This is a genomic window from Sediminicola luteus, from assembly GCF_002514735.1.
GTDB lineage: Bacteria > Bacteroidota > Bacteroidia > Flavobacteriales > Flavobacteriaceae > HQA918.
This window is the reverse complement of record NZ_NBWU01000001.1, coordinates 765991-778952: the sequence shown is the minus strand read 5'-3', so window position 1 is coordinate 778952 and position 12962 is coordinate 765991. Positions and strand designations below refer to the sequence as shown.

Genomic DNA, 12962 nt, shown 5'->3' with positions numbered 1-12962 from the left:
TATGGAAGAGTTAAGAATATTAATAGTAGAAGATGACAAGGCCATCTACAACGATGTGTACAATAGAAATATTGATTTATTCAATAAAGAAAATAAGGAACATCAAATAACTGATGTTTGGATACAAAGCAAAGATGAGGCGATTGCAGCACTAAAAAACCCTGACAATATTTTTGATGGGGCAATAGTAGATTTAGACTTAATGGGTTCGGGAGGAACTGATACTTCTGGAAACGAGGTTGTCAAAGAAATCAAAGAAAATTTACGTTTTCCAACCTTTGTCATCACTGGAACCCCACATCACATCTCAGCTGAATTAAACGTGCCAAGTTCAGTTTTTAACGTTTTTGAGAGAGATGAAGTAGATGTTATGGCTACTCTTGATAAATTCAAGACTATAAAAGCAACAGGAATTCTTAACCTTTTAAATCGAAACGGAAAGATTGAAGAATTAATCCAAAACATTTTCTGGAATCACATTTCAACTTCTATAGACAATTGGGCACTAGATAACAAACGAACTTCAGCTGAGAAAGAAGACTCACTTCTACGTTACACCATTTTACATATGTTGGAGTATTTAGATGAGAGCAAGGTACATCCTAGCGAGTTTTATATAACAAGACCTGTAAAGGAAAGTCTTTCGACTGGAGATTTGATTACTTTGGATGGGAACAGATTTGTTGTTCTTACGCCAGCCTGTGATTTTGCCCAAAAGAAAGTTTCTAAAGTGTTTTTATTGCGAATAAAAGATATTTCAGAAGAAGTTAGTGGGATTGAAGAAATACAAACTATTGAGGGTTTGAGTAGTACAAAAAAGGGGAAATTAGAAAAACTAATTGGAAACAAGAGTTCATATTATCATTTTATTCCTCAGCATAAAGGTATTAACGCTGGAATTATTGATTTTCAACATAAACTCTCAATACCGTTAGATAAACTGCAAACCGGAATAAAAAATTCTGATATTGACAGATTTGCCACTATTTCTATGCCATTTTTAAAGGACTTAATAGAGAGATATTCAAGTTACTATGCTAGACAAGGTTCGCCAGATTTTGACTCAGATGAAATAATCGAATCGTTGATAAAAGAATAGCTTATCTGTTTCAAGCACATTGCAATCCCGCTCCTGCGGTTGCAAAGAGCTTTCACGCCAACGCTGAATGACATTATCAAAGGAAAGCCAGCTTATTTCATTGAATTATATAAATTAAACGACAATGTCAAACAGTTGAGTAAGTGGTTATCAGCTGCTTGTCCTATCAAAACCGCTCCCGCGTGTACAGATAGCAATCGGTACTTGAGGTAGTGCCGGCTGCCTACCAAACCCATCAGCATTCAGTACTCTGAACCCGGAATTCCGAAAACATCAAAAATCATAATTCAGCCCTACGCCCAGGATCTGTTTAAACTGGACCCGGGCACCGCCGGGATCGGTCACATTGCCATCGCCATCCTTTACGATATCGAACTTTACATCGTCGTCGTAAATAATATGGGTGCCTATACTGGCCGAGACATGTTTGTTTACTTTGAGTTTGAACCTTAGCTCCCAGTCTACATCAATATTGCCAAAGCTGTTGAGGTAATCGGTATAGAGGCCCAGGGCATGGGTCATATGAATGTTTTTGGCCACCTCGGTCTCCCATTTGTTGGTGATCAGAAAACCGACCTCCGTTCGGTTGTTGGCACCGGGGGTAATTATATTGCCGTCTTCGTCGCGTATCGCCTTGTCTACCCCAAAGGCCCCCTTATCGGCCAAGGTCTGGTCGAGTACAAAGGTGGTTTTAAGGGTCAAGGGCGAGATATAGAGGTTAAATTTGCCCCCATCGGGTATATACGAGGCACCCGCACCGAGAAAGAGGTAACCCGGGGCCATAAAGCGCGAGATGGGGTCGTCGGTATTGGGGTATTTATAACCGTTGGCGAACTGGGTGTTAAAGTTCAGCTTTACCGAATAGTACCAAGGGCTAATGGTATCGGTACGGTAACCAAAGGTAGAGCTTAGCCGGATCTGGTCGTCGGTCTTGCGCAGTTCGCGTCCCTCTTGGGCGTTGCTACCATAGCGCAGATCTAGGGTGTTGTACCAGGTAACGTAGCGGAATTTATAATTACGTTCGAACAAGAGTTTCCCGATGGCGGTAATGGAGTTGTTACCCCCCGCGTTCCAGTTTACGAAAGCGACCTCACTGATCTGTACGTTCAGGTTGTTCTTTTTGGTCCAGAACGAGGGTACCTTAAAACGATGCGGTGGTTCGTTCATGGTCTGGGTCTTGTTGAACGAGATTTTGGGTACGGTATGGCGTACGCCCCGGGGCAGACTGGTTACGGTTTCCTGCAGCCGGCGGATCACGATGGTGTCTACCGTAGTGGTATCTACCTCGGGTTCGGTCTCTTGGGCCTGCAGGCCCTGAAAGGCCCATACAAGGGCAAGCCCGAGGAGGAGTGCCTTCATTTTCATAGTGGTGGTCTGGTTTTTTGGTTTATGTATGTAATGATGGTTTTGGTATCTAATCCGAGGGTCTCGTTCAGGGTGGCCGTGGGGCCATGGGTCACAAAACGGTCCGGTATACCGAAGCGTTTTATAGGTAGGGCATACCCCTGTTCCTGGGCCCATTCGAGCACGGCCGAGCCAAAGCCACCGGCCAGGCAACCGTCTTCTACCGTAACCACTTCGCGGTATTGGGTAAAAATGCGGTGCAAGAGTTGGGTATCCAAAGGTTTTACGAAACGCATATTATAGTGACCTACTTTTTGGGGCTGTTCCAAATGGGTCTGCTGTTCATACAGCTTTGCCCCGATCGGACCGATGCTAAGCACTGCAATTTCCGTACCCTTTTGTATGGTTTCGCCTTTTCCGATGTTAATTTCAGAAAAAGGGGTATCGCCATGGCGTGCTAGGTCGCGCCCCCTAGGGTATCGAATGGCCATAGGACGATCAAGACCCAGTTGGGCGGTATAGAGCAGGTTTCGCAGTTCGGGCCCGTCTTTAGGGGCACAAACGATCAAGTTGGGTACACAGCGTAGATAGGCCAAGTCAAAGGCCCCATGATGTGTGGGTCCGTCTTTACCTACGATTCCGGCCCGGTCAAGGCAAAAGACCACGGGTAGTTTTTGTAAGGCCACGTCGTGTATTACTTGGTCGTAGGCCCGTTGTAAAAAGGTGGAGTAGATATTGCAGAAGGGCACCAGACCCTCGGCGGCTATTCCGGCAGCCATGGTTACGGCATGTTGTTCGGCTATCCCCACATCAAAGGCGCGCTCGGGTAGGGCGGCCATCATATATTTTAAAGAGCTACCCGTAGGCATGGCCGGGGTAATGCCCACGATTTTGGGGTTGCGTTGGGCCAGTTCTACGATGGCGTGTCCGAATACATCTTGGAATTTGGGCGGCAGATCGGCGGTGTTTTTGGGCAGGAGTTCGCCGGTTTCCCGGTCAAATTTACCCGGGGCATGGTAGGTCACCTGGTTTTCCTCGGCCTGTTGTAGCCCTTTCCCCTTGGTGGTAACCACATGCAGGAATTTGGGTCCGGGTACTTTTTTTAGGCGTTCCATTTCCGCGATCAAGGCGGGCAGATCATGCCCATCTATGGGCCCGGAATAGGTAAAGTTCAGGGCCTCGAAAATATTGTCCTGGCTGGGGTTGCCCTGTTTTACCTGGGTGAGGTAATGTTTTAGGGCCCCTACACTGGGGTCAATACCAATGGCATTATCGTTCAGCACCACCAGCATATCCACATCGGTATCCCCGGCATGGTTAAGTCCTTCGAAGGCCATACCCGAAGCGATGGAGGCATCGCCGATAACCGCTATATGCTTACGATCGGTCTTGCCCGATATCTTGGCTGCCAGGGCCATGCCCATCAGGGCCGAAATAGAGGTAGAGCTATGGCCGGTACCGAACACATCATAGGGGCTTTCGCTACGTTTGGGAAAGCCGCTAAGTCCTTCGAACTGTCTATTGGTATGGAACTGCGCCTTACGCCCGGTAAGGATTTTATGTCCGTACGCCTGATGGCCCACATCCCAGATCAGCAGATCTTCGGGGGTATTAAAGGTATAGTGCAAGGCAATGGTGAGTTCTACCACGCCCAGACTGGCCCCGAGATGTCCTTCTTTGGTGGCCACCACATCGATAATAAAACGACGGAGCTCCTGGGCCAATTGCGGAAGTTCGGCCAAGTCTAGCTTTCTGAGGTCGGCAGGAAACTGTATGTGGTCTAATAGCGGCATGCGCTGCAAAAGTACGGCAAATACAGGGTATTATCGATTGGAGACTTGGCAATAGCTTACCTTTGTTAATGAATCACGGTTTTGAAAAGTAGCGGAGCTAGGCATTCAAAACAGTATGATAAATTAATCCCGCATTTTTAGCGGGATATTAGACTTCGAAATTTGATTTTTTATTGTGCTTTGGGATGGCCTAAGGTTTTAGAGATTATGATGGATTTACAATTCGACGACGCCCATTTTATGCGAAAGGCCTACCAAGAGGCCCAATTGGCCTTTGAAAAGGGCGAGGTACCGGTGGGTGCGGTGGTAGTGGTACAGAACCGGATTATTGCACGAGCCCACAACCTTACCGAGCAACTGACCGATGTTACCGCTCATGCCGAGATGCAGGCCATTACGGCGGCGGCCCACTTTTTGGGGGGCAAATACCTTACCGATTGCACCCTGTACGTTACCTTGGAACCCTGCCAAATGTGCGCCGGTGCCCTGTATTGGTCACAGATACCCCGGGTAGTCTTTGGGGCCTCGGACACAGATCGGGGCTACAAGGCCATGGGCGCCCAATTACACCCCAAGACCGAAGTGGTAAGCGGCATAATGGAAGCCGAATGCGCCGACCTTATGCGGACGTTCTTTGCCCAAAGGCGGAAAAAGTGAGTTTTTAATGAAGCAATTTGCTAATTTGAAGATGTGCCAATTTGAAAATGGGGCAGTAAGTACGATTTTGGAAGTACGAAGTGGGAAGAATTCGTGTCAACATAAAATTGTTCGTTGTTCAGTGTTCATTGTTGGAATAGGGAGCTCAACCGAATAACAATGAACTATAAACCATAAACCCTTCAAACCTTTCCAAGTACGAAGTTAGATCATAACCCATAACGGGTTAGGGATTGCAGCAGAAAACCCACAGCCCTGAGGTACGAAGTGGCGCGGATTTGCCGCGTAAAGCCCGACCCTGACGATAGGAGGGGTAACCCCCAAAACATCATGAATAAATTCCCCCTTTGGGGTCCCGATAACTATCGGGAAGGGGGCTTCGGGGGCCGGCATAAAAAAACCCCTTAACGTTGCCGAAAAGGGGTTCCGAAATCTAAAAAAAGTATATTATCCGATCACCTGAATTTGGGCGGCAACCATTCCTTTTCTTCCTTCTTCCTCAACGTATTCTACTTTGTCCCCTTGGTTCAAAGTAGTACCGTTCAAAGCGCTAACGTGTACGAAAATATCACTTCCCGTTTCGTCGTTGGTAATGAAACCAAAACCTTTGGTGTCATTGAAAAATTTAACTGTACCTGTCATTCTAAAAAAAATAATTAATAAGCGGCAAGTTAGCTTTTTAAATTTTAATCCTAGGCTAACACTAGGTTAATTTTATGAAAATTATTGATTTTCAGTGTTTTTAGGTTCTTTTCCTTGCATTTTTCTAATATTCTCGTCGGTAAGCATATAATCTTTGGCCTTTTTGCCCCGACTGACATCGGCCAAGAAAAGGGGCATACCCAAGAGAAAGAGGCCCGCCGTACCCGCCCCGATACAGGTATTTCCTTTTTTGGGCTCGTCTTCAAAAATATAGAAACCATAGCCTATGGCCGCAAAGGAGGCCAGTACTACGAATATGGTAAGGTGTCTGCGTTTCATGTCAAATCTCTTTGGTTTGAAAGGTTTTTAGTTTGAAAGGTTTTCCATTATACTATTACTTCGTGCTTTAATCCGCGTTATCGTCCCGACCCTGCGAAGGGCTATCATTATGCTGGTTCTTGGTTTGAAGGGCTACCTATATCAGGGACGTACAACGTACATTTTTCGTCCTACGTACTTCCCACTTCGTACTTCCCACTTCGTACTTCCCACTTCGTACTTCCCACTTCGTACTTCCCACTTCGTACTTCCCACTTCGTACTTTAATAAGGTATTATCGTGTAAAATTAATCAACTTTCGCCTATAGGCGGTGAGCAGTTTCGATTTAGAGACGAAGCCGTGGTATTTTCCGCCTTTGATCACGGGTAGGTTCCAGGCACCGGAATCTTGGAATTTATCCATGACCTGCTGCATACTGTCTTCGTTATAAAAGATGAGTTCGGGGGCACGGTTCATAAATTGTGAGACCGTCATTTGATCGTAGAGTTCGTTGTTGAACATATACTCCCGAATATCGTCGAGTAGTACTATACCCACTAGTTTTCGGGCCTCGTCTACCACCGGAAAGAGGTTGCGGTTGCTTTTGGCCACTTTGGTGTGCAGCATATCGCCCAAGCTCATATCGGGGGCCACGGTCATAAAATTTTGTTCGATCACCTCGTCTAGGTCCATAAAGGTGAGCACGGCCTGGTCTTTATTATGCGTTAGTAGGGCCCCGGTCCGGGCCAGTTCACGGGTATAGATGGTGTGGTCAATGGCGTTCTTTTTGATGATGTACGAAATGGCCGCCGTAATCATAAGCGGAACGAACAATTGATAGCCCCCGGTAATCTCGGCGATCAAGAAAATGGCCGTTAAGGGCGCATGCAACACCCCGGATATGAGTCCGGCCATACCGATCAGGGTAAAGTTACTTTCGTTAACCTGAAAACCGAGTCCGGAATGGTTAATGATCTTGGCCACCACATTGCCCAAGGCCGAGCCCATAACCATGGTAGGAATAAAGATTCCGCCCGCCCCACCAGCGGCAAAAGTGGTGGTCATGGCCACGGCCTTAAAGATCGTAATACCGAACATGACCGCGATAACCACCCAAATATTATCCATAAAGGCATCGAAGGGAGTGGTGCCAATGGCGGCGATATGGTCGCCGTTGAGCAGTTGGTTGATAAAGCCCAGACCCTCGCCATACAGGGGCGGGATAAAATACAGCATGACCCCTATGGCGATACCGCCTACTAAAAGTCGGTATTTCGGGCTTTTAAAAGGTTCGAACAGTTTTAGGATGCCGAAATACATACGGGTAAAATAGATAGAGGCAAAGGCCGTACCTACGCCCAAAACGATATAGAACAGCGTATCCTTGATTTGAAAATCCTGGCTGATATTAAAGTTGAACAAGACCTCGTTGCCCATAAAGAAATAAGAGGTGATGATACCGGAGACCGAGGCCAGTAAAAGTGGGGTAAGCGAGACCAGGGTCAGGTCGAGGCTAAAGACCTCTACCGCAAAGATAATGGCGGCAATGGGCGATTGGAAAATGGAGGCAATAGCCCCTGCCGAGGCACAGGCGATAAGCAGAATTCGGGTTTTGGTATCCATATGGAACCATCGGCCCAGATTGGAACTGATCGCGGCCCCAGAAGCCACGGCCGGGCCCAACAACCCCACCGAACCCCCAAAACCTACGGTAAGCGGGGCGGTAATTAAGGGAATATAAATCTTAGAGCGCGGAATGATACCCTTGCGTTTCGATAAGGCGAACAAAATAGAGGAAACCGCATGTTCCAAGGGTCGTTTTACCACGAATTTTACATAGAGGAAGACCAAGAACAGCCCGATTACCGGTAGCACGAAATACAATTGGTTCTCTGAAAAGATGATACCCCGTTCGAGCAGGCTAGAAATAAAGTGGGTCAGGTTTTTTAGGGTTACCGAGGCCAGTCCGGCCAAAAGCCCCACCCCCACGGCCAATAGGTGTAAAAAGGTTTTGTTGGAGATATGTTTATACCGCCATTTGAGGAACTGGGTAATGTAACGCTTGCGTCGGCTGGTCATGAATTGGATTTCGTACTACAAAATAACCAAATCCGATCGGAATAAGCACATAGACCTATCAGGTTTTCAAAACCTGATAGGTCTGCAGGTCTGGGTAAATGATAGGTCAGTTTTGGATACCGGTCCATTCGATTTTCACATAACCCGGACCGCCTTGGGTACCGGGCATGGTTGGGCTTGCTTGATTATTGTTGAATCCGGTGCCTATACCACCATTCCCGCCGTAGCCATATGCCGTACCGTTATTGCCACCCAAACCGCTGACCCCTGCCGTAGCATTGCCATTGGCATCTAAGGTAGAACCGCCACCGCCGTTTTCACCATTGGGATATCCGGCGCCACCCGAACTGGCTTCCATGGCATCTTTAGGACCTGGTTGGCCGGGCTTACCGGAGAGACCTTCCAAGAGCACCGTGTTTCCTTCACTTACACTGGCGGCGAGACCATCGCCCCCTGGAAACCCAACATTGCCCCCATTGCCGCCGGGAGGCACAAAAACGGTGTAGACCGTTTGATCTTTTAAGGCTACCGATTCCATTATCAAAAGCTGCCCGGCCCCACCACCGCCACCCCCGGAAGTAGCATTGACGCCCGATTCATACGGTGCACCACCGCCACCGCCACCCCCGCCGCCAATGAGTGTAATGGTAGCTGTTATTTGTTGGGCTTCGAGGGTAAACTGATGATTACCAATGGTTGTATACTCCAAAGTACCGGAAATGGTTTCCGGACTGTCATCGGAATTGGAGCAGGCATAAAAAATCAGGAATGGGCACAGTAGGTATAGGCGCTTTTTCATGGCTTTGACGTTGGGGTCCTTTGGGGTATTGATGGTATAAGATAACCATTTTTTTAAAAATAGCCCCAACAAGCTAGTTGTTGAGCGAACAGCTCAGGTTTCCAACACCTGATCGGCCTGAACCCGGTCAAGGAATAGTAAATTCTTTTTCGATCACCGTATTTACCCAATTATCGAGGCTTACGGCCATCAGGGTAAAGCCATAGGTGTTTCCGAACTGTAATTGGGGCGGGCTTTGTGTGGTTACGTTCAGTACCACATTAGAAGTATCGTAATAGCGGAAAAAGGAATCATAGGTATAGGTGCCCGATAAAAGATCGTTTTGCGCATTGGTCACCACTTGAAAAAAGATGGCATTGAGTCCGTCTGGCCCAGGTGCCCACTCAAATCGGGGCATGGTGGCTTGATTTTTATCGAGGCTGACTTGATCGTGCCATACCGTAGGCTGGCTGTTTTGTTTGAGTCGGATCGGGTTCGAAAAATGCAGTACCCCTTCTTTTTCAAAGGTGACCACCACCCATTTTTCTTGTGCAGGTGAAATAACAAAACGACCCAGATAGCCATTAAAAACGGGCTCAGTTTCCAGGATTACTTCGCTATAGCTGTCCCAGTCTTTGGGAGCCGTACTTGCATCGGGACTCTCAAAGTAACGGATGTTATCGGCCCCGGCTTCTGGATAATAGAAAACGAATACCTGGTTAAGGTCGGCGCTGGCGGCACAGGCGATTACGCCCCCTTCTTCAGTTTGCTGGTTTTGGAGTAGGCTTGCCAAGGTAATTGGGCCATTATCGTCATCGGATTGGCAGCCTATAGATAAGAACAGTAATGAAAAAGCGAAAAACCTAAATAAGCGAAGCAAATGCATAAAGCCAATTTTTTACTTGGTCTCGTTTCTACGATAAAACTTTCGTCAAAAATGAAATCTAATAGATACAGCTACAGTAAATGGGTGTACTAGGGTAGGATAATAACTGGGAAATGGGCAGGCCAGCATTGGCGATTTCAGGGGGTAAAGGCTTTTAGTCGCTATAGGATAGAGATCATCAATAAAGCCCCACAGGCAAAAAGATGGCATTTTTTGTTATGGCAGGGACTACTTTCACGTTATTAGAGTAGAATGAACAAGACCGAATTCAAACATAAAGTATTTTCACTCTCGACCCATTTGTTTCCCATGGTTTCAAGAATGCTGGGTGATGGTGCGAAGGCCGAAGATGCCATTCAAGAAATCATGATAAAGCTTTGGGAAAAGCGGAAACAAATCGAGCGGCATCCGAATATTAAAGGTTTTGTGGTTTTGACCGCCCGAAACCACTGTATCGATTTGTTGCGGAAAAAAGGATTGGACTATACCCATTATACCTTGGAATATGGGTTGTCAAAATCTGAAAACGGGCTGGAGTGGTTAGAATGGAAAGAGTTGGATGCGATTATTCGGCAAATCATAAATACCTTACCGAAACAACAAAGGGAAGTTATATTAATGCGGGATCTAGATGGTTTTGAGTTTACTGAAATAGCCGCCGCGACAGCACTTAAGATTGAACATGTTAGGGTCTTATTGTCAAGGGCCAGAAAACAGGTTGGGTTAACATTGGAAAAAACATATGGTTATGCGAGAGGATGAAATTCGTCGGTTGACCGAAAAATATGAAAGAGGGGAAACCACCTTAGAAGAAGAGGTGTTTTTGTTCGAAAATGTAAAGGAACCAGACACTCCTTGGGCCAATTGGTTCACTTTTTTGGAAAATAACAAAATAACCCCGCCAGAAGATCTTAATGACAGATTATGGGAAAGCTTTGAAGGCGGTCGGGACCGAAAGCGAAAAAAGATGGTTTGGGGCATGGCAGCTGCGGCTTCAGTATTGCTGTTGGTCTCTTTTTTAATACTGGGTCCCAGGCAAAGCAACGAACAGGATTTTGCCCAAAAAGAAGCACTATTCAAGGAAGCTTTGGATATGATCGGTAGTATGGAGCCCGCAGCGATTGAACGCACCATTGTTTATGAAAATGAAATGGTAATTATATATACGACCAAGGAGTAAGGTCGGCTTTTTAATCAATTTAAATATTCAACAAAAAGAAAATAACGTAATGCCATGCTGTTAGCCAAGCCGGAATGGGTTGGTCCATGAATGTTTTGGTGTGCCTTATTTGAAATAATGAATTATGTAATGATAAACTTAAAACCTATGAAACACTTAGTTTTACTTGTATGTGCTTTAATGCTGTCCCTTTCTTGGATTCAAGGGCAGGAAATTACAACCAAAACCACCAAAAAAGAAGGCTTGGCCGTTTTGGTAAAAGACGGGGCCGCACCAGATATTTATGTAGATGGGAAAAAGTTCGATTTCCCTATGGAATTATTGGATCCCAATAAAATAGCCTCGGTGAGTGTGGTTAAAGGGGAAAAGGCAATTAAAGAATACGGGGCAAAAAATGGGGTGCTGCTCGTGGAGACCAAAAAGGAATCGGCTGGGGACAACAAACCTGAGATAAGAATTAGGGGCTATGCTCCCGAGGGGGAAGCGCCAATGATCATTATCGATGGAAAGAAATCCGATCAAGAAACCATGAAAAAATTATCACCTGACGGCATCGAAAGTATTGAAGTATTTAAAGACAAGAAAGCCGCGGAGAAGTACAACGCTCCTAATGGGGTTGTGATCATCACAACAAAAAAAGGGAAGCGTAAATAGTCTATAGACAATGTTCGCGTCCGGCATGGTTTTACGGTAAGGAGGAACCATGATTGTAAGTAAGGGGCCCTGGTTTATTTACTAGGGCTTTGTAAGTATTCTTTTTCCAAAGTTTCCAAGTCTTCCCAATAGATTTGCCTAAGGGTTTCGGTATAACTATCCTTAAAATTAAAATAGCCGGCCTTAAAGTCTTGTTTGGCCAAGTTTAGCTCATTTCGGGCGAGCTTGGGCCGTGCTTGGGCAGCATGTATCTGGGCCAGGTAATAATGGGCATCGGCACTTTTTTTCCCGTAGGTAAGGGCTTTTTCGAAATCGGCTTGGGCAGCCGTGAGCTTCCCCGATTCGAAATGGGCGATACCGCGGAACAACCAAGCCTCGATCTCTACCCAGTCTTCGCCCGAATCGGCGGTTTCCTTGGCGATATGTTTGTCCCAAAACGCAATGCTGTTCGGGTAATCTTGTAATCCCAGATAGGCGATACCCCGCCAATAGTCAACACTATGCCCTTGCGGATAATCGAGATGGGGGGTTAAGGTATCGGAGGCATTAAAATCGGCAATGGCTTTTTTATAATCGCGGTAGAACCAGAGGTAGTTATAACCTCGGATTGGGGTAAGGGACTTGGGTTCGTATTTTACGGCACTATCCATGGCTTTTTTCCAGGCGCCCGGCATACCCCGTTTTAGGTAGGGAATCGAAAACTCGCGCCAAGCATGGGCATTGGTCGGATCCTGTTCCAGGGCATAGGCCAAGGCATTCATATTCTCGGCCGTACCCTGATAGTGGAAACGCGACACATGGGTGGCCTGTCCCGATTTTTCACTAGGGGAACCGCAACTTACGAAACATGCCACTAGGATAATACTAAGGTAATATGGCCACGATCTTTCCATTTTCCAAACGGTATGAGATATAAACATAGGCATCTTGGGCAGTGCCGTTAATTTGTATAGGGTTCCAGTTTTTAAGGTCACGGGTTAGGTTAAAGAGATGCGCCTTGAGTTCTTCATCCATAGGGCTAGCATTCAGATCCAAGTCGTAGGTTTCCATCACATAGCGACCCGGCTTACCTTGGCAATTCACTACAAAACGGATGTTCAGATAACCTGAATCTTTAAAATGTGCGGCTTGGTACTGCGATAAGATTTGGGTACGTAGCCCGTTTTTACCGGCCTGGTAATCGGCCCCATCGCTATTGTAGTAATCATAGATATTGTCTTCGTCGCAAACGGTAAAGTCACCAAGATCTATGGCCTTTTCGGGGTCAATATAATTGGCGGCCTGTGTAAAACGGTTTGTTTCTGGGAAATAGCGGTGGTTTAAGGTATACCAAGAATAGAGTACAAATCCACCAGCCAAGAGAAGGATACCCAGGATGACCAACCCTAGGATCCGTAGCCATTTTTTGTTTCGCATTCCATAAAGGTAATGGAATTACCGCTCCTCATTCGCTTTGGCGTACCAACGACAGGGGTAAAGGTTTGAAGATCAACTATTGGAGTATGAGCAAAATCATAAAATGGAAATGACG

14 protein-coding genes are annotated in these 12962 nt (G+C 46.3%); 5 read left to right on the top strand and 9 right to left on the bottom strand.

Annotated elements, in window-relative coordinates; genetic code table 11:
• Window position 1: 1 nt before the first annotated feature.
• Window positions 2–1099, top strand: coding sequence for a hypothetical protein (locus B7P33_RS10025; RefSeq protein ID WP_097441831.1), 1098 nt, complete (start codon window positions 2–4; stop codon window positions 1097–1099).
• A gap of 273 nt (window positions 1100–1372) precedes the next feature.
• On the opposite strand, the gene B7P33_RS10020 is transcribed toward B7P33_RS10025, so the two are convergent.
• Window positions 1373–2464 (bottom strand): DUF3078 domain-containing protein, encoded by a 1092-nt coding sequence (locus B7P33_RS10020; RefSeq protein ID WP_097441830.1) that lies wholly within the window; start codon window positions 2462–2464, stop codon window positions 1373–1375.
• Window positions 2461–4236 (bottom strand): 1-deoxy-D-xylulose-5-phosphate synthase, encoded by a 1776-nt coding sequence (gene dxs / locus B7P33_RS10015; protein WP_097441829.1) that lies wholly within the window; start codon window positions 4234–4236, stop codon window positions 2461–2463. The genes B7P33_RS10020 and dxs overlap by 4 nt, the downstream gene beginning before the upstream one ends.
• Before the next feature lie 210 nt (window positions 4237–4446).
• On the opposite strand from dxs, the gene B7P33_RS10010 reads away from it, so the two are divergent.
• Window positions 4447–4893 (top strand): nucleoside deaminase, encoded by a 447-nt coding sequence (locus tag B7P33_RS10010; protein WP_097442302.1) that lies wholly within the window; start codon window positions 4447–4449, stop codon window positions 4891–4893.
• A 447-nt stretch (window positions 4894–5340) separates the two neighbouring features.
• Here B7P33_RS10010 and B7P33_RS10000 read toward each other — a convergent pair whose 3' ends face one another.
• The 5 genes from B7P33_RS10000 to B7P33_RS09980 all read right to left on the bottom strand — a co-directional run bounded on the left by B7P33_RS10000 (window position 5341) and on the right by B7P33_RS09980 (window position 9597).
• A complete protein-coding gene (locus tag B7P33_RS10000; RefSeq protein ID WP_097441827.1) occupies window positions 5341–5535 on the bottom strand; it encodes a cold-shock protein in 195 nt (64 codons plus the stop codon).
• A gap of 81 nt (window positions 5536–5616) precedes the next feature.
• The gene (locus B7P33_RS09995) at window positions 5617–5874 is read right to left on the bottom strand and encodes a hypothetical protein (RefSeq protein WP_097441826.1); all 258 of its coding nucleotides are present in this window, start codon (window positions 5872–5874) and stop codon (window positions 5617–5619) included.
• A gap of 274 nt (window positions 5875–6148) precedes the next feature.
• A complete protein-coding gene (locus B7P33_RS09990) occupies window positions 6149–7933 on the bottom strand; it encodes a chloride channel protein (protein ID WP_097441825.1) in 1785 nt (594 codons plus the stop codon).
• 106 nt (window positions 7934–8039) lie between these two features.
• A complete protein-coding gene (locus B7P33_RS09985) occupies window positions 8040–8732 on the bottom strand; it encodes a glycine-rich domain-containing protein (RefSeq protein WP_141402441.1) in 693 nt (230 codons plus the stop codon).
• Between the two features lie 127 nt (window positions 8733–8859).
• Entirely contained in the window at window positions 8860–9597 is a 738-nt protein-coding gene (locus B7P33_RS09980; protein ID WP_097441823.1) for a hypothetical protein, read from the bottom strand.
• Window positions 9598–9849: 252 nt separating this feature from the next.
• On the opposite strand from B7P33_RS09980, the gene B7P33_RS09975 reads away from it, so the two are divergent.
• The 3 genes from B7P33_RS09975 to B7P33_RS09965 all read left to right on the top strand — a co-directional run bounded on the left by B7P33_RS09975 (window position 9850) and on the right by B7P33_RS09965 (window position 11431).
• Window positions 9850–10359, top strand: a complete 510-nt coding sequence (locus tag B7P33_RS09975) for an RNA polymerase sigma factor (protein ID WP_097441822.1) — start codon at window positions 9850–9852, stop codon at window positions 10357–10359.
• Entirely contained in the window at window positions 10346–10777 is a 432-nt protein-coding gene (locus B7P33_RS09970; protein ID WP_097441821.1) for a hypothetical protein, read from the top strand. The genes B7P33_RS09975 and B7P33_RS09970 overlap by 14 nt, the downstream gene beginning before the upstream one ends.
• 147 nt (window positions 10778–10924) lie before the next feature.
• On the top strand, window positions 10925–11431 hold the full coding sequence (locus B7P33_RS09965) for a TonB-dependent receptor plug domain-containing protein (RefSeq protein ID WP_172435917.1): 507 nt from the start codon (window positions 10925–10927) through the stop codon (window positions 11429–11431).
• A 74-nt stretch (window positions 11432–11505) separates the two neighbouring features.
• Here the strand turns inward: B7P33_RS09965 and B7P33_RS09960 are convergent, their stop codons facing one another.
• Entirely contained in the window at window positions 11506–12324 is an 819-nt protein-coding gene (locus B7P33_RS09960; protein WP_097441819.1) for a tetratricopeptide repeat protein, read from the bottom strand.
• The gene (locus tag B7P33_RS09955) at window positions 12296–12847 is read right to left on the bottom strand and encodes a hypothetical protein (RefSeq protein WP_097441818.1); all 552 of its coding nucleotides are present in this window, start codon (window positions 12845–12847) and stop codon (window positions 12296–12298) included. Before B7P33_RS09955 ends, B7P33_RS09960 begins: the two co-directional genes overlap by 29 nt.
• Window positions 12848–12962: the final 115 nt, after the last annotated feature.